Below are 22,582 nucleotides of genomic sequence, written 5' to 3' on the forward strand. Positions count from 1 at the left end.
TGAGGAGACGCCATTCCGATATGAAAAGAGGGGGATAAATGATTACTGATGTGGACAAAGAGTTTTTACAAATGGCTTTGGCTGAAGCTGAGTTAGCTTTACAAGATAATACCTATCCTGTTGGGGCTGTTCTTGTTGACGAGGATTTCAATGTCATTGCAACGGGGAGAAATCGCGTTCATCCTAAAAAGGATGTGTCAGCACATGCTGAGATTGAAGCGATTCGCAATGCGGGCGAAGTTATTTTTGATGCAAAAATAAATAATAAGAAATTCACCCTTTACAGTTCTTTGGAACCTTGCCCAATGTGTACTGGCGGGATTCTGTTTGCAAAGATTCAACGGGTTGTCTGGCTGCTGAATGACGACAAGGGATTTGGGGGATTTTTAAAGATGAAGGATACGGCAATTTTCGAGGAGAAATTCAATCGGATTGAAGTGATTGCTGAGCCGGACGAGAAACTGAAGATGAAACAAATTGAACTTATAAATAAATGGGAGAAAAACGCAAATCACGTGGCGAATTTGCGCAAGGTTGCATTAGCCAAAAATTAATAGGGGTGACATTGATGAAGAGAGCATGGAATCATGAAGGGATTGTTGAGAAGTTTAAAGCGAACCGAAATGACGAACAAGCTGGTCCGATGGAAGCATATATGAAGAACCACTTCCCGTTTTTAGGGATTAAAAGCCCCTTGCGCAAGTCGTTGATGCGTGAACAGTTTCTTGAATATGAACTACCAGAACCCGAGTCTCTTTTTTCAGAGGCGTGGAAGCTATATGATTTGCCGGAGCGTGAATATCAATATGCAGCAATTGGGTTGATCGATAAGATGAAAAAGCATCTGACAACGGAGGATTTTCCGGTGCTTCGACAGTTCATTGAAACAAAGTCCTGGTGGGATAGTGTGGATTCGATAGCTCCGACATTCGTCGGACTTCTTGCGAAGCTTGATCGAAACTATGGTGAGAAGATTATGCTGGAGTGGTCTAATGCAGATAATATGTGGACAAACCGTTCAGCAATCCTTCATCAGTTAAAGTTCAAGAATCAGACAGACAAAGATCTATTGTTTCGCATTGTTCAGCAACATGCCGATTCGAATGAGTTTTTCATTCAGAAGGCAATTGGTTGGGCTTTGCGCGAGTATGCGAAAACGAATCCGGAAGCTGTTAGAGAATTTGTAGGGGAGTCTACATTAAAGCCATTAAGCCGTCGTGAAGCGATGAAGCATATTGGCTAATTCTTATATCGCACTATCCAAATTAAATTCTGGGTATACTTCTTTAAAGGAGTTGACCTAAATGACTGTTAAGAACTCGGATCGTTTTATAGTTGCGTATAATCGGATTGAGAAATTACTCTCATCGAAAGTGGATGAGGAAGGCTATTTTCCGTTTTACCGTCTTATTGATAAAGTGAAGATTAAAAACTCTGTTGTTCGTAAATATGAAGATGACTTGCGGGAGTTTGGAGATTTGCGAAATGCGATTGTCCATAATCGGACAGGGATAGATTTTGTGATCGCTGAACCTCATGATGAAATTGTGGAACGGATTGAGCAAATCGAAGGGAAATTAGGTAATCCACTTAGTATTGGCGCTCTTTTCGGTTGCAAAGTGCATACATTGCAAACAACAGATTCCCTGTCAGACGCTTTGGAGTTAATGCATGAAAACAAGTTCAGCCAAGTACCCATTTATGAGGATGGGAAATTCAAAGGCTTGATAACAGCAGTGGGCATTACATATTGGTTGGCAGGTCAAACGACAAAAGGTTCCATTCCCCGGGAAATACCGACACTATCCGATGTTTATAATCATGAAAAGCGAAAAGAGTCGTTTGAATTTGTCGAAAGAGATCTTTCCGTGTATGAAGCTGATGACTATTTCAAAAGGGCGATTACAAGGGGTACTCGTTTGGAAGCATTACTCATTACTGAAAATGCTAAACCTGAAGAAGAATTAATCGGAATCATAACCCCTTTTGATTTATTGAAAATAAAATGATGAACCAAAAACAGTAGGAGGCTCAGTTTGACACTGGATCTCCTACTATTTTCAATTCATCAATCTTAGTCGACCCTTTTTCGTATCGTAAAATTATCTCCAAGTAAGAGCCAGTTTTGAGGGAAGGGGTATCCGAGGACCCAATAACTGATGCCTCGAAGTTTATAGTCTTTCACCATATCGAACTTTGCTTGTGCACTGCGGGCATCTTCGAACCATACCTCATGGGTGCGTCCTTCTGAATCGGTGTAACGGAAAAACGGGGCTTGAGCAGTTTCATCATATTGTATGGCTACCTGGTGTTCGATTGCTCGGCGAACCGCTTCCTGTGAGCTGAATGTTTCGGCCTCCGATCCCTGAACGAACGGAAGCGTCCAGTCCCGTGCGTATATTTGAAAGCCGAATAGAATCTTCTCTCTTGGAATGACGGTAACAGCGTAGTCAAGAACCTTCTTTATCTCATTAAGGGGTGAAATTGCTTGAGCAGGTCCCTTTCGATAACCCCATTCATATGTCATTAGCACAACGAAGTCTACAATCCTGCCATGCGCTTCATAATCATGTGCTTCATAAAGTAATCCTTTTTGTTCACTGCTTGTTTTTGGGGCAAGCGCTGAAGATACCGAATATCCTTCTGGATGTAATCGATCAACCGCAAGCTGCAAAAACTGATTATAATGCTCCCGATCAGCAGGATAGACATTTTCAAAATCGATGTTTAATCCCTGATAACCTTTCTCTTTCATCACTGCTAATATATTCGTTACGACTTTTTCTTGAAGTTCCTTACTGGAAAGTACAGTATGGGCGAGGTCTGAACCGGATTCTGTTGCACTGAAACTTGTAATTGCCATTATCGGTACAACCCGTTCCGCAAAAGCGGATTTCAACATTTCCGTATCATCAAGCGTAGATAAGGTACCATCCTCATTCACACTATATACAAATGGCATCCAATAGGTTAAGTACTGACCGACTTCTTGAATTTCACGTGCACCTGTTTCCCCAGTGTTGATCGTATAGGCATTTACATCAATAACCGGCTTCGGAACGGTTGACTCGGAAACGGTTGGGATGACAAGAGCTTGCCCAATGACCAGTGCATTCGGATTTTCCAATTGATTGGCTTCAATTATCTGATCCATCGTTACGCCATACTGATTGGAAATTCCCCATATTGAATTTCCCTGCTCCACTACATGAATTTGCAATCCACTTCTCTCCTTACAGTTCATCTTCTGTAGGGTATTCCAATTGAATATGGGATGCCATCATTTTCAAAGAATCAATGCAAAATGAACCACATGGCAATGTCGTTCGGAGATTTTGGATTGAACGATACTAACTACAATTGTGTAAATAGAAATGGGCAGCCACTAACATGAAAATGTAGTAGGCTGCTTTTTTTATTAGCTGTCTATTTACTATATTAAAATAAAATTGACAAGCGTTAACTATTAATCTATTCTGACTCTAAGTAGTATACTGTATACAGTCGACGAGAATTGAGGTGTCAGTATGTCGCAGTTCATTGTAAAGAAAACGACATTGAAGGATCAAGTCTATGATTATTTGAAAAACGGCATCATCATGGGCCAAATTGAACCGGGTGAGAGACTGATAGAGGAAAAGATCTCTGAAATACTAAAAGTGAGCAGAAGCCCTATCCGGGAAGCAGTCAGAATGCTTGAGAAGGATGGATTGTTGGAAGTACATACTACTGGAGGTGTGACTGTCGTCAACCCATCTGTAGATGATTTTCGTAATCTTTATGAAATCCGAGTGGAAATGGAGTCGCTTGCGGCATTTTATGCTGCCCAACGTAGAGATGACGTTGAAGTTGAGGAGCTGAAATCCTATGTTAATGAGATGAAAGAAGAAAAAGCCAACGATAACTTTACAGAATTACTTGATGTCAATTTCAAATTCCACGAGTTGATCGTCTATGCAAGCAAAAATCCATTTCTAGTATCAATGACATTGCAGTTAAGAGGAGTAAACAGCTTTTACAGAAAAGTGATTTTAGAAGCCAATCCAGGATACGCAGAGAAGGCTTATGAAGATCATCTGAAAATCTTCGAAGCAATTGCGAATCAAAAACCCGAACAGGCGAGGCAATTAATGAGGCGGCATATCGAACATGACTATAAAATGTTCACAAAATCAGCTGCCATTCAGGAGGTAACGCAACAGTGTTGAACAAAAGGAAACCGCTTGAAGGCGTAAAAATTTTAGAATTAGGTAATATAGTTGCCGCTCCCTTTGCTGGAAAGCTTTTTGCGGAATTTGGCGCAGAAGTGATCAAGGTCGAGGAGCCTGAAAATGGGGATCCGCTTCGAAATTGGCGAGTAATGCATGAGGACACCTCAGTTTGGTGGTATGTCCAAAGTAGAAATAAGAAAGCGGTTACAATCAATCTCCGAGATCCAGAGGGGCAGGAAATTGTTAAGACATTAATCAGCAAGGTTGATGTTGTGCTCGAAAACTTCAAGCCCGGCACATTAGAGAAATGGGGCCTTGGCTATGAGGAGATGAAGAATGAGAACCCATCCATCATTCTCACTCGGATTTCCGGCTATGGTCAGACAGGACCGTATAGAGAAAAACCGGGATTTGGTAGTGTGGCGGAGGCAATCGGCGGTCTACGCTATTTGACGGGTTATCCGGATCGGCCTCCGGTACGGGTAGGAATTGCAATCGGGGATATGGTAGCGGGCTTATATGCAGTTATTGGAACATTGATGGCATTGCGCGCAAGAGACGAGGACCCTGAAAAGAAAGGGCAGGTCGTTGATGTCGCCCTTTACGAGGCGGTATTTAGCCTCCTTGAAGGCATTCTTCCGGAATACGATTTGACGGGTGTGGCGAGAGAGAGAACAGGGTCTACTTTACCTGGAATTGCGCCTTCGAACACCTATAAATGTGCAGACGGAAAACATATTGTCATCGGAGGAAACGGCGACCGGATTTTTCAGCGTTTAATGACTGCAATTGGCCGGGAGGATTTGGCGAACGACCCTCGCTTTTCAACAAATCAAGGCCGTGCCGATCATGTGGAATTCATAGACCATGAAATTGAACAGTGGACACTACAATATCCACTAAAGGAAGTTCAGCGGATATTGGATGAGGCATCCGTACCTGTAGGGCCGATTTATGGTGTTCAGGACATTATAACGGATGAACATTACCAAGCCCGCGACATGTTGAGGGAGATTGTTCTTTCGGATGGCAAGAAATTAATGGTTCCAGGGATTGTGCCGAAGCTTTCCGAAACACCGGGAGACATCGAATGGAATGGGCCGGAATTAGGCGCGCATAACGAAGAAGTGTACACGGAATTCATCGGCATATCGCCCGAGGAAGTAAAACAGCTAAAGGAAAGGGGGGTCATTTAATGGAAGAAGTCGCAATTATAGATGTCAGTCCAAGGGATGGATTACAAAACGAGCCTAAACCGATTTCAACAGAACAAAAGCTGAAACTTATTGACATGTTAGTCAATGCAGGGATTCAAAACGTAGAAGTTACCTCATTCGTACATCCGTTGAAAGTACCTCAAATGGCAGATGCAAATGATGTACTTCAGGCACTATCCGATAAGAAAGACCTTGAAACAATTGCTTTGATCCCGAATCTGAAGGGATATGAGCGGGCAAGGGAGCATCGATTGACTGAAGTGAATTGGGTCAGTGCAGCTACGGAAACCTTCAATGCGAAAAATATAGGAATGTCCATTGAGGAGAATATGTCCCAGTTCCTTAAGGTTTTAGATGAAGCAAAAAAGGACGGCATCAAAACATGTTTTTCCGTTGCAGTTAGCTTTGGCTGTCCATATGAAGGGGATGTGGAGGAAGAAAAGGTACTGCAAATTGTCCGGCGTGTCAAAGAAGCCGGCGTCGATAGGATCGGCATTGCGGACACGATTGGAATTGCAACTCCGGATCATGTCGAAAGACTGATGAAGAAGGTACTTGAAATTGCAGGCGACACTCCAGTTGCCATCCATTTGCATGACACACGAGGACTTGGACTTGCAAATGCATATATGGCTTATCGGGCAGGGGTCAGGATTTTTGAAACATCTGCGAGCGGGATTGGGGGATGCCCATTTGCACCGGGTGCCGCAGGTAATTTGGCAACAGAGGATCTCGTTTATCTTTTCGAAAGGATGAACATTTCAACAGGGGTTGATTTTCAAAAACTGTTGGATGCTGCAGACTATGCAGCAAGTCTTTCAACAAAAAAACCACTCGGTCGTATCCGACATGTGGAAAATCAAAGGGAAAAGGGGAATGCAGTATGAAGAAATGGATGGTAGGTTTGTTTGTAACAATTATTGGGATGGTGTTATTGTCTGCTTGCAACAATGAGAAATCGAATGATAAGGCTGAAGCTGATAGTGGGGATGGATATGAAGCAACGACAATCCGACTTGCTTATAACTTACCACAAGATCACCATGTCGCTGTAGGAATCGAAGATTTTGCTAAAAAAGTAATCGAAAAGTCGGATGGCAAGGTAAATGTGCAAGTTTACCCTGCAGGGCAATTACTGAGTGACAAAGACATGAACCAGTCAATTCTTTCAGGCGGTGTTGAAATGGGTGTTAACTCTTCAACGCTTTGGTCATCTACCGTGCCTGCAATGGGGATTTTCGACGTTCCTTATGTTTTCAATGATTACTCAGCTGTTGGTGAAGCGGTTAATGGCGAATTCGGTGATAAGCTTCGAAGTGCAATGGAAGAAAAAGGTGCAAAAGTTCTAATGTTTGCTGACTATGGCTATGTTCAATTTGCGAATAACAAACGCCAATTGAAATCTCCAGAAGACTTCAAAGGCTTGAAAATCAGAAGTATCGGAGACTTACCATCAGAATTGATAAAAGCATATGGTGCATCACCAGTATTCATGGGTGGTGGGGAAGTATACATGGCTCTACAACGTGATACTGTCGATGGTGCAACATCCGGTACAACAGCAATGCTTCAACGTAAATATGATGAAGTTACGAAATACTTGACAGTTAATAACTATGCATATCTTGAATTCTTACTTGCTGTGAATAAAGACTACTGGGATGGTCTTCCAAAGAAGACACAAGACCTTTTGACAGAAGTTGCTGCTGAAACTGAAACATGGATTCGTGAACAAGCTGAAAAAGAGGATACTGAGTCTGCAAAAGCTCTTGAAGAAAAAGGAATGGAAGTGTACTACGTTCCTGCAGATGAGTTGGATGTTTGGAAAGACGCTGCAGCACCCGTACGTGATGTATTCGTAAAAAATGCCGGTGACCTTGGTAAAGAACTTTTAGAGATGGTAGATAAGAAATAATCTGTTTGGGGGGAACCGCTTTGAAAAAGATCTATAATTTTTTTGATCTGCTCATACGTTGGGGCGCTTACATTGCGGGTGTGCTAATTTTAATCACGACAGCGATGACGTTCTATGAAGTTGTTTCAAGGTCATTTTTCCATAAACCGACTTCCTGGGCGACTGAGCTTTCCATCTATGCAATCATTGGCAGCTGTTTTTTAGGTAGCGCCTACGCGGTTCGGACCTATTCGCATATTACAGTTGATTTATTGATTAATAATGTAAATGATCGTTTTAAAACAATACTTGCATACCTGACAAATTCTCTTGGTTTGGTGTTCAGCATCATCTTTACACTTTATAGTTATCTGCACGTCATCAAGACATTCAACCTTGGGGTTACGTCCGCATCACTGTTGAGGATTCCGATGTACATACCGGAATCCCTCCTAGTGTTCGGAGGTGTGCTGTTATGCATCGCCTTTATTTTGCAGATTATTGATGGCGGCATCCATAAAGGAGGGGAACACCTATGAATCTATTCTTTACGGGTGGTTTGGGGATCCTTCTTCTAATTGGATTGCCAGTTGCTTTTACACTTAGTTTACTTGCGGTTGCCGGAATGTATTTCTTTAACGGAGGCACGTTCGCCTTCATGCAAATTCCAATTATTTCGTATAAGTCATTGGATGACTTTACGCTGACTGCGTTGCCGATGTATGTGTTGATGAGCCAGGTGCTTGTCGTTAGTGGCGTCGGTCGGGATTTGTATGAAATGGCAAGTAGATGGTTCAGGCATTTCCCTGGAGGACTTGCCATTGCGACATTGTTCTGCTGTACGGTTTTCTCGGCGATTTCAGGGTCAAGTGTAGCTACTGCTGTAACTGTAGGGTCAGTTGCACTTCCGGAAATGGTTCGTAGGGGATATAACAAACGGCATGTATTAGGTTTATTAGCAGCGGGCGGTACGCTGGGAATTCTTATTCCTCCAAGTATTCCGATGATCATCTATGGTTCTGTTACTGGGGAATCCGTGGGTAAACTTTTCATAGCTGGAATAATTCCTGGAGCAATTATGACAATTGCATTCATGATTTTCTCTGCATACCAGACGCGTCATATTAAAGATAAACCTGCAACTTGGGGCGAACGGCTTGAAGCCTCACGCAAGGCGATATGGGGCTTGCTGCTACCGATCATTATCATCGGTGGAATCTACTCAGGTATTTTCACTCCAACTGAAGCAGCCGCTATCGGTGTCGTACTTAGTTTCGTAATTGCGATTTTCGTCTATAAGAATATCAATTTGACTACGTTAAAGGAAATCTTGGTTTCCACGGTAAAGACGAACGCAATGATTCTATTCATCATCATTGGTGCAATGCTGTTAGGCTATATTCTAACAATCCTTCAGATTCCACAAGGCATCGTCAATTTTGCAACAACACAGGATGTTTCACCTTGGATCATCTTCATTTTGATTAATATCGTGCTGTTGGTTCTTGGGATGTTTTTGGAAACTGTTTCGATTTTAGTTATCACATTGCCAATTCTCTATCCAATCATCATGGCACTTGGCTTCGATCCAATCTGGTTTGCCATCATCATGGTCATCAATATGGAACTTGCATTGATTTCACCTCCAGTCGGACTAAATCTGTTCGTATTGAAGGGGCTAAACAAGGAAAATACCATCAACGAAATCGTCAAGGGTGTTATCCCTTATGCGATTATCATGCTTGTATTCATGGTCATTCTTTCTATCTTCCCTGAAATCGCAACAGTGCTTATCCATAGTGATATTAAATAAGCAGAGGCCCACGCGGAGAACTGTAGCGTGGGCTTTCTTCATTCTTTCATCGTAACATTCTATTCCCTCACAATTGCCAATAGTGTAACATGGAGAGAGGAAACTTTTAGTGGAGTCTTCAACTACCAACATTGTATCCCGACTTTAAGATAGAGAGATGATTCCTATGAAAACGAAATCCTTACAATCACGTATTTTCTCATATGGCGCACTTTTTGTTTCCGTCATCGCGATCGTAGTCGGTGTTTCATTTTATTTCACAATGTCTCAAGGAATCGAGCAACAGCTTGGTATTCGTGCTTTGAGCATTGCAAAAACAACCGCAGACCGTCCGGATGTTCTTGCGGGTTTTCAGTCTGAGAATCCAACAGAGGTGCTTCAGCCAATTGCAGAATCCGTCCGGCTTCAAACTGGAGCCGAGTATGTCGTAATCGGAAACAGCGAAGGAATCCGGTATGCTCATCCTGTTGTCGACAGGATCGGGAAAAAAATGGTTGGGGATGACAATGAGCGTGCGCTTATTTTAGGAGAATCCTATATTTCCGAGGCGACAGGATCTCTTGGGCCAGCATTGCGGGGTAAAGCTCCCGTCTTTAATGAACAAGGAGATATTATCGGAGTTATTTCCGTCGGTTATTTGAATGAAGATATTTCTTCAATGTTCTTTCAATACGTCGATAATATTTCATACATTGTTTTGATTGCAATTGTTCTTGGGGTTATTGGGTCGAGTGTGCTTGCGCGCAATATTAAAAAGGAGCTATTCGATCTTGAGCCTGCCGAAATAGCTAATTTATTCACAGAACGTAATGCACTGATTGAGTCTGTTCGGGAAGGAATCATCATGGTCGATGCCAAAGGGATAATTACGACAGTGAATGCAGCCGCTTATGATGCACTTTCCATTCCGGGGCGTGCTACACTTGTGGGCAAATCGATCCTTGAGGTGCTCCCGAACAGCCTTCTTCCGAAAGTATTAGAAACTGGAGAGCAGCATCTTGACCGACCAATGGAAATTCACGGTAAGAAAGTCATTGTCAACCGTGTTCCTATCCGTTCAGGCGAACAAATTATCGGTGCTGTATCAACGTTTCGTTTAAAATCGGAAATCGACCAACTTACGATTGAATTATCGCAGGTAAAGCGCTATACGGAAGCGCTTCGGGCACAGACCCATGAATACAATAACTTTCTATATACAATTTCGGGGCTTATCCAACTCCAGTCATATGATGAAGCGCTTGGACTGATTCATGAAGAAACGGAAGAGCACCAATCGCTTATCCAGTTTGTGACGAAGCGGTTGCAAGATCCTTTTCTTGGTGGCATTGTCATCGGGTTTTTCAATCGTGCAAAAGAATTGAAAGTCCGATTCCTTCTTGACGAGGACAGTTCCCTGAACGAACTGCCAACTCACTTAGAAAAAACTCATTTTGTCTCCATCATTGGAAATCTCGTAACGAATGCTTTCGAGGCAATTGAGATGCTTCCGGAAGAGAAACGGATGGTACGCTTATTCATTTTGGACAATGGGGAAGAGATTTTATTTGAAGTAGAGGATTCGGGGCATGGCATTGCGGATGAAGTTTTGGATTCATTATTTCAGAAAAAAGTTTCTACGAAAGATGTTGGGGACAGGGGGTACGGACTTATAAAAGTGTCTGATAATGTTGAAGATCTTTCAGGTTCCATTACTGTAGAAAAAGGGGATTTAGGTGGTGCCCTGTTCATCATCTCAATACCGAAAGGGGGAGCAATGCTTGAAACCTATAGAAATTCTAATCATTGAAGACGATAAGCGGATTGCCGAAATCCATCGTCGGTTCATCGATAAAATTGAGGGCTTCAAGGTTGTTGGTTCAGCGCATAACGGAGTGGAGGCGAAGGATTGGGTAGAAGCGCTACAGCCAGACCTTGTTTTGTTGGACGTCTACTTACCCGATGCGCTTGGGACGGATATCATGAGGTTCATCCACGATTACAGCCCGGATACAGATATTATATTTATAACAGCAGCGGCCGAGGTCGATATCGTAAAAAAAGCATACCGCCGTGGTGTTGCGGATTATATCTTGAAGCCGCTCACCTTCGATCGTTTTCAGGAAAGCCTACTTTCTTACAAGGCGAAAAGAGAAGCGCTTGAAGCAGTTGGCATCATGAAGGAGGATTCCATCCAATTATTGTGGAATAAAAGAACGATGACGTCGACAATAATTATTGAGAATCTTCCTCCTAAAGGGATAGATCCGATTACAAAGGAAAAAGTTGTTACTCACTTGAGGCAAGTGGATGGTGGAATTACTGCCGAAACGCTTGGTGTAGAAATCGGTGTCAGCCGTTCAACCGCTAGACGTTATTTGGAATACCTTGTTTCAGAAAAACGTGCTTATACAGAGCTTTTATACGGCACTGTTGGTCGCCCTGAAAGAAGGTATTTCATAAAACAACCGTGAACAATATGAACAAAATGACGTTTACGGGCAATATCGAACTTATTGCCAAAAACATTGAATCCAGTTAACTTTCTGATAAATTGATGGTAGCGATATGAAAGCGCTGCCATCATTTTTTTTAATACAAAGGGGGATACATGATGAAGTGGAAGAAATTTACGACCGTTGCATTGGCGGGTGTATTAGCATTAAGTTTAGCAGCATGTTCAAAGACGGATGGAGCAGAAGGGGGCTCCTCAAAATATCCGGAGCGTAATCTGACGATTGTTGCTCCATCTGGGGCAGGTGGTGGATGGGATTTGACGGCCCGTGCCATTGCTAAAACGATGAATGACACGAAGATTATTGAGAAACCGATTACAGTTGAGAATAAGCCAGGAGGCGGCGGTGCCGTTTATATGGCCGAGTTCGCAACAAAAGAAGTGAAGAATGATTACAATTTGATCGTTAAATCACCACCACTTTTGATCAATAACAATAAAGCCGAGGGGAACAGCCCGTACGGCTACAAGGATACAACTCCATTAGCACAATTGACTCGTGATTACGGCGCAATCGTCGTAAAAGCGGATTCAGAATTTAAAACGCTGAAAGATGTACTTGAAGCAATTAAAAAGGATGCAAAATCGGTTACGCTTGCCGGTGGTTCGGCTCCAGGATCAATGGATCACCTTGTTGGTGTACTACCAGCATTCAAATATGGGATCGACCCGAAAACAGTGAAGTATGTATCATACGATGGCGGTGGAGAAGCTGTAGCAGCATTGCTTGGTGGGAATGCTGACGTAATTGCGACGGATGCTTCTGCAATCGGTCAATATGTGAAGTCAGGGGACGTACGAGTTCTTGCAGTGAGTTCTACAGATCGTCTTGGCGGAGAGTTGGCTGATGTTCCGACATTTATGGAAGAAGGTATTGACGCGGAGTTCACAATTTGGCGCGGTCTTTTCGGACCGAAGGAAATGTCTGATTCAGCTGTCGACTACTGGACGGAAAAGCTGAAGGAAATGGTCGAAACGGATGAGTGGAAAGCGGAACTTGAAAGAAACGGCTGGGAAAGCGAATATCGTGGTTCTGATGATTTCACAAAGTACTTGGAAGACCAAGACAAAGTCATTGTGGAACTATTAACAGCACTTGGAATGCAAAAATAGAGTTAGTTAGGTGGGGCGGCTCAAGCGGCCGCCTTTTCTTTTAGAGAGGAGATAAGGACTATGAGTAAAACATTCGATCGATATGCAAGCATCGCCTTTTTACTGATTGGTCTTTTATTTGTAATTGAAAGCTTGAAGATATCGAATAGCGCATACGGCTCAGCTGTTGGACCGAAGGCATTTCCTTTGGGGCTCGGCATTATTCTGATCCTATTGAGTTTGCGATTACTATATGAAACTTTCAAATACAAATCGGAGGCTGCAACAGGGGAAAAGCTTCAATATAAGAAATTCATCATCATTCTTGCAAGTGCAGCGCTTTATGCATTCTTGTTAGAAAAAATAGGATACGTCATTTCGACATTCGTCTTTTTGCTTGTTGCATTCCAGACGATGGAACGGGGCCGAATCGTCCCAAGTGTCATTATAGCAGCAGTTTTTTCATTTGGTGTCTATTATTTATTTGCGGAATTTCTTGGCGGCTCATTGCCCGGATTCCCTCGATTTTAAGAAGAAAGGAGTCACGTTATGAGCACATTACAATTTTTGAGCGACGGTTTTGCAATCGCGTTTCAATGGCATAATCTATTATTCGCATTTATCGGCGTCGTCATTGGTACTGCAGTTGGCGTGCTACCAGGCATCGGTCCGATGAGTGGAGTGGCGCTCCTGATCCCGGTCACGGCAACGATGACATCCGGCATGCCGACAAGTGCAGCCGCTGCCAGCTCCATTATTCTACTCGCTGGTGTCTACTATGGCGCCATGTATGGAGGATCCACCACTTCTATTTTATTAAATACCCCGGGGGAATCATCTTCTGTCGTCACCACTCTTGACGGTTATCAAATGGCAAGGCAAGGCCGTGCTGGGGCAGCATTGGCAATCGCGGCAATCGGTTCGTTCTGTGCCGGGGTTGTATCCTTGATAGGACTTGTCCTGTTGGCACAGCCTCTATCTAATGTCGCCATCAAATTCGGACCCGCCGAATATTTCTCATTGATGTTATTAGGATTAGCGGCGGTAAGCGGTCTTGCCGGGAAGTCGATGACAAAGGCATTGATGATGACTGTTTTCGGTCTCATGTTAGGCACAATCGGCATCGATGCCGTCTCAGGAATCGCCCGTTTTACCTACAATCAGCCTATATTATTCGGCGGATTGGAATTTTTGACGATTGCGGTCGGGCTATTTGCTCTTGGAGAAGTATTCAAGACGGTATTGGAACGGGACAATGAAAGTGGCGCGATTGCAAAAATCAACCGTATACTCCCGACGAAGCAGGAGATGAAAGATAGTACCGTTCCAATTGTTCGAGGTTCCTTGCTTGGATTTTTCATCGGTGTTCTTCCAGGCGCAGGCGCAACACTTGCTTCATTCTTTTCGTATATGACGGAAAAGAAATTCAGTAAGAAGCCCGATACATTTGGTAAAGGGAATATCGCTGGTGTTGCCGGTCCAGAATCGGCGAATAACGCAGCATCCGGTGGTGCAATGATTCCTCTGCTAACACTCGGGATTCCAGGTTCCGGAACGACTGCTATTTTAATGGGTGCCTTGATCATGTACAATATACAGCCGGGTCCACTTCTTTTTGACGAGCATCCCGAAGTGGCATGGGGTCTAATCGCAAGTATGTTCATCGGTAACTTGATGCTATTAGTATTGAATATGCCACTTGTACGTGTTTTTGCGAAAGTAATCCAGACACCGAAGAAGTACTTATTGCCAATCATCGTAGCGATTTCATTTTTCGGTGTATATGCTGTGCAATACACGACTTTCGATTTGTATTTATTGTTAGTATGTGGGGTGCTTGGATACCTATTGTCAAAAAATGACTATCCTGTAGCTCCACTCGTCCTTGCTCTTGTTCTTGGACCAATGATTGAAAACAATATGCGCCGTGCACTCACAATCTCAAACGGCGATTTCGGTATCTTTTTCACGAAGCCACTATCCCTCATCTTCATCATTGCTGCTGCAGCATGGCTACTGATTCCAATTTTATTAAAAATGAGAGGTAAAGCAGTTATCGTTGAAGAAGAAGGTTGATAGACTACTAGGGAGGGACCGATAATTATATCGGTTCCTCTTTAAGTTGTCCCCCTACTGAAAACGGACTGACTATTGATATAATAGATAAAGATATAGATTTAGCAGCAAGTTATTACGAAGGGGGGATGATATTATGGATCAAGAAAAATGGAAAGAACGATTACTTACGAATGAAGAGTTATTCATCGGTGAAAGGACAGCTTTCCGTTCGGCTGTATTGATTCCTCTTGTTCAGGTGGATGGAGAATGGTCTGTTTTGTTTGAGGTTCGTTCCTCAACAATGAGAACACAACCCGGCGACATTTGCTTCCCAGGTGGCCGGATTGACCCGACAGACGAATCGCCTCTTTTTGCAGCTTTACGGGAAACGCATGAAGAGCTTGGAGTGGAACCAAATACTGTGGAAGTAATCGCGCCATTAAGTCCATACATTGCTTCTCCGTCATTTGTCGTCTATCCATTTGTCGGAATCGTGGATTACGGAAAAATTATCCAGTTTTATAATAAAAACGAAGTTGAAGAGGTGTTTACTGTCCCGCTTCAATGGCTCCTTGATCATGAGCCATATATGCATGAGGTTCAGGTGGATCTCTCGCCTTGTATCAATTTTCCTTACGATAAGATCCGAAATGGTGCCAACTACCAATGGAGGGCACGCTCTGTTGAAGAATGGTTTTTCGAGTACGAAAACTATACGATTTGGGGAATGACGGCACGGATTTTAAAGCATTTTATTGAAAGTATTCGAAAATAGATATGTGAAGGTAAATCAGCGAGCGCTTGCAAATGCAAGCGCTCATCAATTCCGAAAAGCGCTCAATAAATTGCAGAAGCGCTCATTAATTCCTGAAAGCGCTCAATAAATTGTAGAAGCGCTCATCAATTCCTGAAAGCGCTCAATAAATTGTAGAAGCGCTCATTAATTCCTGAAAGCGCTCAATAAATTGCAGAAGCGCTCATCAATTCCGAAAAGCGCTCAATAAATTGCAGAAGCGCTCATAAATTCCTGATAGCGCTCAATAAATTGCAGAAGCGCTCATTAATTCCGAAAAGCGCTCAATAAATTGCAGAAGCGCTCATAAATTCCTGAAAGCGCTCATCAATTCCTGAAAGCGCTCAATAAATTGCAGAAGCGCTCATCAATTCCGAAAAGCGCTCAATAAATTGCAGAAGCGCTCATAAATTCCGAAAAGCGCTCAATAAATTGCAGAAGCGCTCATTAATTTCGAAAAGCGCTCAATAAATTGCAGAAGCGCTCATCAATTCCTGAAAGCGCTCAATAAATTGCAGAAGCGCTCATTAATTCCGAAAAGCGCTCAATAAATTGCAGAAGCGCTCATCAATTCCGAAAAGCGCTCATTTATTCCGTCAATCCGCCGCTAACCAAGCTTCTTAACACTTTTTTGTCCCCAATGTATGAAATCTTAGCGATTTTGTCATCGCGCATAATCGCAATACCCTTCAGCTCGATAGCAGTTTTCTCTCCGTCTTTATTGAAAAAATCAAGATCGACAGTGAAATCATAATTCGTAGGGGTCACTTCGTTTTGTTCTACTACGACATTATTCACCTTCAATTGATAATTAAAATTATTAGCCGAATCATGAAATATGACAAGTTCATTCGTCATCATGTATTGCACGAAAGTGTCATCCGTTAAATAAGCTGCGTATGTTTGCTTCAAATAGTTATTGTACTCCTCGATTCCTTTCATATCTCCCTCTGGATTGTCCGATATGTAATTATGGAAAACTGCTTTTTCATCCGGCGCATTCAATTGAAGGCCAACCACTGTTGTTATAGTTCCCTTGATTTTATCCTCTTCATCCGATTTCGAGCAACCTGCAAATATGAGACAGATTACGATGAAAAATAGAACAGATCTTGTCATAAGAACATTCTTTTTCAATCATCTCACTCCTAATTTAGAGTTTTCAGTTCCGTATTAATACGATTCAGAAGTGGTGTTAGTTTCAAAGGTTTGTTGCAAAAAAAAGAAGCCGACTGGCCCCTTCTTTCCCCTCGCTAACTCAGACTACCTTCCGTAATAAGGCATATATGGATAGCGGGCAGGATGGTAAGTTGGATGATAGGATGGATAACTTGGTGGAAAAGTTTGACCATTCGTAGCGCTCTCATTCCTTTTTTCATTGCAATCTTTAGGCGGTCCTATAATAACAGTTCCTTTTATAGGCGACAATGCTTGCTGAATTTGTCGTTCGTCCAGGCAATACGCGTTGGCGAACTCTTGAGAAGGCGTTAATCGAAGGATATCGGATCCCCAGACAGTTTCAAGCTTATGTGTGTCATAAATGGTAAGGACATGTGTATTATCGACGCTTGCCGTAAAATAATGCCACCATCCTTGTGGAATATTCACGGCCTGTTGGGGACGGATACGGTAAGCTTTTACTTCTTTCGTTGTTGGATTAATCATCGAAACAATTGTCTCTCCACTAATACAGTAAATCACCTCGGACGCATTAAAATGATAATGAGGCTCTACACCGTTTTCAGCACTTAAAAACACATCGAGTAAAAAAGTATCGCCAAGAGTTTTCATTTGTTCGTTACCTAATACATTTATATAGTTGCCGTCATTTTTAGTGAAAAATCTACTCTTTGACAAGTCGAAGGCATATGTTGATTTTGAATCTTTGAAATCCCCATTCTCCTTACTCAAAAACACGTCCTCCTCCGGGAATTATATTCACATCCTAAACTATGCGAATGTCCCCGGGTATGTGCTAAAATAGCCGTTTTTCGCATATCGTAAAGACAAGACGTTTAAGTGGCAAAGGGGGAAAGACATGCAGAAAGTAACATTTATACTATTATTATTAATGAACAACCTTTTATCTGTTGGTACATATGATAGTGAAAGAGCGGTAAAAAACGGAGACGTCATAAATATGCATGGCCCGATTTACAACTTTGCCCGGTTTGAGGAATTCTTAGAAAGTGTTGAAGCGGGGGAGAAAGCGACTGTACGAATTACAAATTATGCATTAGATGGAAATCCGATCTTATACAATGTGAACTTCAATGGATCTGTTTTCAAATTAGAGGTCGATCAATCCAAAAACAAGAATCGGGGGGACAGCCCCCAAAAATCAAGATTGTCATGTGAAAAGCTTACAAGAGAGGTTGGCCAACAAATATATATGTACACACTAAAAGAGTGTAAACAATCCGCCACGGATAATTTTACACTACTTAATATTTTGAAAGAGCAAGAAGATGACCATGAGCATTAACAGGATTCTGTTTCATTCTTCAATTTTCGTGAAAAACGAGTAATGTTGTACCATTTTTAAGTGGTCTACATATACATAGAAAGAACAACAATCTAAATTGAGATAAATGAATCTAACTTAATGCGCCATGATGTTACTCTACATAATTAATTACTCGGAACTTATTAGACATAATTGCTGCATCGTATACGGAAATCGTATGGAAAAACTTCTGTTGAACAAAGGGAGACAGGAAATACTATTATTGTAGTTGAGTTACGGATATTTATGGAATTTGGGTGGGAGTATTTCCCGTTTATGATTAGATGAAAACTAATTGTACCCATATAAATAACAATGCCAACGAGACGATTGTTGAGATTGGGATTACGATCATAGATACACTCAAGTAATCTTTCCAACTGATTTTTATATTATTTTTCCTTAGAATACTCATCCAAATGAGGGATGCCAGTGTCCCTATTGGTAACAACAATGATCCGATATCACTTCCGATAATATTCGCCAGATAAATGGTTTTTAATGTGATGGGGTCTAATCCCATTTCAGTCAATGTTATTGTTCCAATCATTAAAGCAGGATGATTATTGAAGAAGTTGGAAAGGATTGATACCAATCTACCCATTGTAAAGCTTGCTTGAAATATTCCTTGGTTGACAATCGGTTCGCATAACTGTACAAGAAAAGCTGTAAGGCCTACATTATGCAGCCCATAGATAATCACGTACATGGAGAATGCGAAAATCAGAATATGCCAAGGTGTCTTTTTCAAGATGTCCACCGGATTCGTTCGTAAATGGTACCACCGCCACAAGAGTAAAAGAAGGTATCCAAGCACGGCAACAATTTCAATCGGAACGTTAATAAAGGAAATTTCGACCTCGTCGGAAATAATATACCTATCTTTTTCATACAAGACGCCATTAAGTTCCCGGATCTCGTGCATGCCATCAAGCCCGAACCGCATAATGAAATACCGCAAGCATCATCCGCCCACGATACATTCTGGGATTTTGTCGCAAATAATCAAGAGTCGGCCGCTATGATCATGTGGCTTATGTCAGATCGGGCCATTCCAAGAAGTTTCAGGATGATGCAAGGATTTGGAGTCCATACATTCCGCTTTGTAAATGAGGACGGGAAAGCGAAATTCATAAAATTTCATATCAAGCCGCTTTTAGGTGTCCATTCGCTCGTCTGGGATGAAGCGCAAAAGATTGCTGGGAAGGATCCGGATTACCATCGACGGGACCTTTGGGAAAACATAGAGCAAGGAAATGTCGTGGAGTATGGAATCGGTGTACAAATGATCGATGAAAAAGATGAGTTCATGTTTGACTTTGATATTTTAGATGCGACGAAGATTTGGCCTGAAGAAATAGTGCCTGTCCAGATGTTCGGTAAAATCACTTTAGATCGGAATGTATCAAATGTCTTTGCAGAAACGGAACAAGTCGCAATGCATCTTGGCAATATCGTGTTAGGCATTGATTTCACGAACGACCCGCTCCTGCAAGGAAGATTGTTCTCGTATTTAGATACCCAACTGCTTCGTCTCGGAGGACCCAATTTCGCCGAAATTCCAATCAATCGCCCGGTCTGTCCGTTCCATAATAATCAGCGAGATGGGTTCAGTCGCCAGCGAATCGATGTCGGGCAGGTTGCCTACCATAAAAATTCACTCGCTAAAAATACTCCGTCTACTTCCACTTGGAAAGAAGGGGGCTATGTCCATTACGCCGAGAAGGTTGAAGGTCGCGTCATTCAAGCACGAAGCGATTCATTCCAAGACCACTTTTCTCAAGCTCGCCTATTTTGGAACAGCATGACGAAGCCGGAAAAGGAACATATTACCGATGCCTTCATTTTTGAAGTCGGGAAAGTGAATTCAGCAGATGTCAGGCAGCAAGTTGTTGATATGTTCGTCAATGTGGATGTGGGATTGGCAACGGCAATTGCTGATGCGGTCGGTGTTAATCGCCCGAAAGGTCAGAACGTCAATGTTACTGCATCATCTCCAGCCCTTAGCCAAGCTAATACGCCAAAATATCCATACACACTCAGAGTCGGAGTGTTAATCGGTAGCGGATTCAATGGTAATGAAGTGAAAGCAGTCGTCAATACATTGTTCCAGAATGGTGTCGCAGTCGACATTGTCGGTGAGCATTTAGGCAGCCTAATGGGTGCCGATGGAGTGAAAGTCGTGTTAAATAAAACTTTCCTAACGACTTCACCTGTCCTTTTCGATTCGTTATATGTTGTCGGCGGAAACGCTATGAACCAAGCGAAATTCACAAGCGATATTGTAGACTTCATCAATGAAGCGTATCGTCATTACAAACCGATTGGTGTAGCTACTACCGGGGAAGAGATTTTCAACCAATCGTATGCGGAAGTAGGACCTGGGATTGTCCTTGCATCTCATGCGGGAGCTAATTTCCCTACTGATTTCATAGAAGCGATCACACAGCAGCGTTTTTGGGATCGTAATATCTATTAAAATAGAAAGAACGCGATAAAGGCGTGTAGCAATGAATAATGATAATAACTTTATAGATGAAAACGATAACTCAACAGATCTCTACGTTGCAAGAATCGCATTTATAGGCACAATTCTCTCCACATTAGGCGATGCTCTTCAAACTGTTTCAGCGGGAGTTGCCCTACAACAATTAGAAAGGTCCAGCCAACAGGGTACTCAAGATCAAGCAACACAAATTGAAACTATGCAAAAACAATTTGATCAATTAACCAAAAAAATAGAGAGCATGGAGAAGGGAAATAATAACCAATAGACTTAATCATATATAAGACTCCACAATTGTGTAAAAAACGATAGCATTCTTCCTATAAAAGGCGTACGATGTATATGGAACTGGGCGTGAAAAACATTTGCCCGGGCATATTACAAATAACGCCTTTTTTTGGCGACGTACGAATAGAGAGGAAAAGGGTAAAATGACATTTCAAACTGGTAGGGTCGAGAAGGATTTCTTAGGTGAGAAAGAAGTTCCTGGTCATGCGTATTATGGAATTCAAACGATACGGGCGACAGAAAACTTTCCAATCACAAAGGAGCGTATGCATCCTGAGTTGATTCGAGCAATTGGTATTGTCAAAAAAGCAGCAGCCATTTCGAATGTACTTGTCAATGATCTGCCAAAGGATATCGGAATTGCAATTGTCGAAGCTTCTGACGAAGTAATTGCAGGAACTTTAACTGATCATTTCATCGTCGATCCAATTCAAGGGGGCGCAGGTACTTCATTCAACATGAATGCCAACGAAGTTATTGCGAACCGCGCACTTGAAATCATGGGCCGTGAAAAAGGCGACTATGATTTCATTAGCCCGAATAACCATATCAATATGTCCCAGTCAACAAATGATGCTTTCCCGACGGCTATTAAAATTGCCACACAGCAATTGGTCAATCAGTTACTTGAAACGATGGACAAGTTTGCTGCAGAGTTAAAAGTGAAGGAACAGGAATTTGACGGAGTTATTAAAATGGGAAGAACCCATCTCCAAGACGCTGTTCCAATCAGACTTGGACAAGAATTCAGTGCATATAGAAGTGTAGTTGAGCGCGATATCGAACGGATTAGAAGAACAAAAATCCATCTTTCTGAAGTGAACATTGGAGCAACTGCAATCGGTACTGGACTTAACGCAAATGCACAGTACATTGAAACAGCGGTTGAACATTTACGTGAGATCAGTGGCTTGCCATTGGTGTCTGCTTCCAATTTGATCGATTCAACACAAAACACTGATGTCTACACAGAATTATCTTCCGCTTTGAAGATATCTATGATCAATATTTCAAAAATGGCTAACGATTTTCGTCTTATGGCATCAGGCCCAAGAGCTGGATTGAATGAAATCAATCTTCCTGCGAGACAACCTGGATCTTCCATCATGCCAGGAAAAGTGAATCCGGTCATGGCCGAAGTGATGAACCAAATCGCGTTCCAAGTCATCGGTAATGATCATACAATCAGCATGGCTTCTGAGGCTGGCCAATTCGAATTGAACGTTATGGAGCCAGTTCTTGTGTACAACCTATTGCAGTCATTGACTGTCATGAACAACGGTATTGAAGTCTTCCGTAAATATTGCATCAGCGGAATTACAGCGAACGTTGAGCAAATGCGGAACTATGTCGAAAGAAGCCACGGTACAATTACGGCGCTCACTCCGTTTATCGGCTATGAAATGTCTTCAAAGATTGCACGTGAATCCTTTGAAACGGGTGTTCCACTTAAGGAACTTTGCCTGCATTACAAGGTCCTAACTGAAGCTGAATTGAACAAGTTATTGGACCCGTATCAAATGACGGAAATGAAAAGAGAAGGCGTGCATAACAAGGAACTTGATACAGTAAAATAAAACAAAAGGTACCCTCTGCTGAAATTGGCTGAGGGCCTTTTTATATTCAGAACCTGGTGAATCCAGTCGAAATCCGTTATAATAGGGCAGTATGTCACTTTTTTGCAGAAGTCGACAAGCCGTAGATGGACGG

General features: G+C 42.3%; 21 protein-coding genes and 2 pseudogenes. 19 read left to right on the top strand and 4 right to left on the bottom strand.

Annotated elements, in window-relative coordinates; translation table 11 throughout:
* Nucleotides 1–38 precede the first annotated feature (38 nt).
* From NSQ43_RS05210 to NSQ43_RS05220, 3 genes are all read left to right on the top strand, one after another.
* A complete protein-coding gene (locus NSQ43_RS05210) occupies nt 39–554 on the top strand; it encodes a nucleoside deaminase (protein WP_339253640.1) in 516 nt (171 codons plus the stop codon).
* A 14-nt stretch (nt 555–568) separates the two neighbouring features.
* On the top strand, nt 569–1,243 hold the full coding sequence (locus NSQ43_RS05215; protein ID WP_339253642.1) for a DNA alkylation repair protein: 675 nt from the start codon (nt 569–571) through the stop codon (nt 1,241–1,243).
* A gap of 61 nt (nt 1,244–1,304) precedes the next feature.
* The gene (locus tag NSQ43_RS05220) at nt 1,305–2,009 is read left to right on the top strand and encodes a CBS domain-containing protein (RefSeq protein WP_339253644.1); all 705 of its coding nucleotides are present in this window, start codon (nt 1,305–1,307) and stop codon (nt 2,007–2,009) included.
* Between the two features lie 65 nt (nt 2,010–2,074).
* On the opposite strand, the gene NSQ43_RS05225 is transcribed toward NSQ43_RS05220, so the two are convergent.
* A complete protein-coding gene (locus NSQ43_RS05225) occupies nt 2,075–3,220 on the bottom strand; it encodes a glycosyl hydrolase family 18 protein (protein WP_339253645.1) in 1,146 nt (381 codons plus the stop codon).
* A gap of 307 nt (nt 3,221–3,527) precedes the next feature.
* On the opposite strand from NSQ43_RS05225, the gene NSQ43_RS05230 reads away from it, so the two are divergent.
* From NSQ43_RS05230 to NSQ43_RS05285, 12 genes are all read left to right on the top strand, one after another.
* Nucleotides 3,528–4,208 carry a GntR family transcriptional regulator gene (locus NSQ43_RS05230; RefSeq protein WP_339253647.1) on the top strand — a complete coding sequence of 227 codons (681 nt, stop codon included), beginning with the start codon at nt 3,528–3,530 and terminating at the stop codon, nt 4,206–4,208.
* Nucleotides 4,205–5,407 (top strand): CoA transferase, encoded by a 1,203-nt coding sequence (locus NSQ43_RS05235; protein WP_339254810.1) that lies wholly within the window; start codon nt 4,205–4,207, stop codon nt 5,405–5,407. Before NSQ43_RS05230 ends, NSQ43_RS05235 begins: the two co-directional genes overlap by 4 nt.
* Entirely contained in the window at nt 5,407–6,315 is a 909-nt protein-coding gene (locus NSQ43_RS05240; protein WP_339253649.1) for a hydroxymethylglutaryl-CoA lyase, read from the top strand. Before NSQ43_RS05235 ends, NSQ43_RS05240 begins: the two co-directional genes overlap by 1 nt.
* Nucleotides 6,312–7,343, top strand: a complete 1,032-nt coding sequence (locus NSQ43_RS05245) for a DctP family TRAP transporter solute-binding subunit (RefSeq protein ID WP_339253651.1) — start codon at nt 6,312–6,314, stop codon at nt 7,341–7,343. Before NSQ43_RS05240 ends, NSQ43_RS05245 begins: the two co-directional genes overlap by 4 nt.
* A gap of 20 nt (nt 7,344–7,363) precedes the next feature.
* The gene (locus NSQ43_RS05250) at nt 7,364–7,861 is read left to right on the top strand and encodes a TRAP transporter small permease (protein WP_339253653.1); all 498 of its coding nucleotides are present in this window, start codon (nt 7,364–7,366) and stop codon (nt 7,859–7,861) included.
* The gene (locus NSQ43_RS05255) at nt 7,858–9,135 is read left to right on the top strand and encodes a TRAP transporter large permease (RefSeq protein ID WP_339253655.1); all 1,278 of its coding nucleotides are present in this window, start codon (nt 7,858–7,860) and stop codon (nt 9,133–9,135) included. The genes NSQ43_RS05250 and NSQ43_RS05255 overlap by 4 nt, the downstream gene beginning before the upstream one ends.
* Nucleotides 9,136–9,301: 166 nt before the next feature.
* The gene (locus NSQ43_RS05260) at nt 9,302–10,924 is read left to right on the top strand and encodes a sensor histidine kinase (protein WP_339253656.1); all 1,623 of its coding nucleotides are present in this window, start codon (nt 9,302–9,304) and stop codon (nt 10,922–10,924) included.
* Nucleotides 10,896–11,588, top strand: coding sequence for a response regulator (locus NSQ43_RS05265; protein ID WP_339253658.1), 693 nt, complete (start codon nt 10,896–10,898; stop codon nt 11,586–11,588). Before NSQ43_RS05260 ends, NSQ43_RS05265 begins: the two co-directional genes overlap by 29 nt.
* 140 nt (nt 11,589–11,728) lie before the next feature.
* A complete protein-coding gene (locus NSQ43_RS05270; protein WP_339253660.1) occupies nt 11,729–12,742 on the top strand; it encodes a tripartite tricarboxylate transporter substrate binding protein in 1,014 nt (337 codons plus the stop codon).
* A 60-nt stretch (nt 12,743–12,802) separates the two neighbouring features.
* On the top strand, nt 12,803–13,252 hold the full coding sequence (locus tag NSQ43_RS05275; RefSeq protein WP_339253662.1) for a tripartite tricarboxylate transporter TctB family protein: 450 nt from the start codon (nt 12,803–12,805) through the stop codon (nt 13,250–13,252).
* Between the two features lie 18 nt (nt 13,253–13,270).
* Entirely contained in the window at nt 13,271–14,797 is a 1,527-nt protein-coding gene (locus tag NSQ43_RS05280) for a tripartite tricarboxylate transporter permease (RefSeq protein ID WP_339253664.1), read from the top strand.
* 136 nt (nt 14,798–14,933) lie between these two features.
* Nucleotides 14,934–15,554, top strand: a complete 621-nt coding sequence (locus NSQ43_RS05285) for a CoA pyrophosphatase (protein ID WP_339253666.1) — start codon at nt 14,934–14,936, stop codon at nt 15,552–15,554.
* Between the two features lie 606 nt (nt 15,555–16,160).
* Here NSQ43_RS05285 and NSQ43_RS05290 read toward each other — a convergent pair.
* Nucleotides 16,161–16,709 carry a hypothetical protein gene (locus NSQ43_RS05290; RefSeq protein WP_339253668.1) on the bottom strand — a complete coding sequence of 183 codons (549 nt, stop codon included), beginning with the start codon at nt 16,707–16,709 and terminating at the stop codon, nt 16,161–16,163.
* A 126-nt stretch (nt 16,710–16,835) separates the two neighbouring features.
* A complete protein-coding gene (locus NSQ43_RS05295) occupies nt 16,836–17,489 on the bottom strand; it encodes a cupin domain-containing protein (RefSeq protein ID WP_339253669.1) in 654 nt (217 codons plus the stop codon).
* A gap of 121 nt (nt 17,490–17,610) precedes the next feature.
* Between NSQ43_RS05295 and NSQ43_RS05300 the strand changes: the two genes are divergently transcribed.
* On the top strand, nt 17,611–18,057 hold the full coding sequence (locus NSQ43_RS05300) for a DUF4362 domain-containing protein (RefSeq protein WP_339253671.1): 447 nt from the start codon (nt 17,611–17,613) through the stop codon (nt 18,055–18,057).
* A gap of 301 nt (nt 18,058–18,358) precedes the next feature.
* Here NSQ43_RS05300 and NSQ43_RS05305 read toward each other — a convergent pair.
* Nucleotides 18,359–18,928, bottom strand: a pseudogene (locus NSQ43_RS05305) (ArsB/NhaD family transporter); the annotation flags it as partial.
* On the opposite strand from NSQ43_RS05305, the pseudogene NSQ43_RS05310 reads away from it, so the two are divergent.
* The 3 genes and pseudogenes from NSQ43_RS05310 to aspA form a co-directional block, all read left to right on the top strand.
* Nucleotides 18,920–20,557 (top strand): annotated as a pseudogene (locus tag NSQ43_RS05310) (catalase); the annotation flags it as partial. The pseudogenes NSQ43_RS05305 and NSQ43_RS05310 sit on opposite strands and share 9 nt — an antisense overlap.
* Before the next feature lie 31 nt (nt 20,558–20,588).
* Nucleotides 20,589–20,852, top strand: a complete 264-nt coding sequence (locus tag NSQ43_RS05315; RefSeq protein WP_339253673.1) for a translation initiation factor 2 — start codon at nt 20,589–20,591, stop codon at nt 20,850–20,852.
* Nucleotides 20,853–21,015: 163 nt separating this feature from the next.
* Complete coding sequence (gene aspA / locus NSQ43_RS05320; RefSeq protein WP_339253675.1) at nt 21,016–22,449, top strand: aspartate ammonia-lyase; 1,434 nt, start codon at nt 21,016–21,018, stop codon at nt 22,447–22,449.
* Nucleotides 22,450–22,582 lie beyond the last annotated feature (133 nt).

This window comes from Sporosarcina sp. FSL W8-0480 (assembly GCF_037963765.1).
In the GTDB taxonomy this organism is placed as follows: domain Bacteria; phylum Bacillota; class Bacilli; order Bacillales_A; family Planococcaceae; genus Sporosarcina.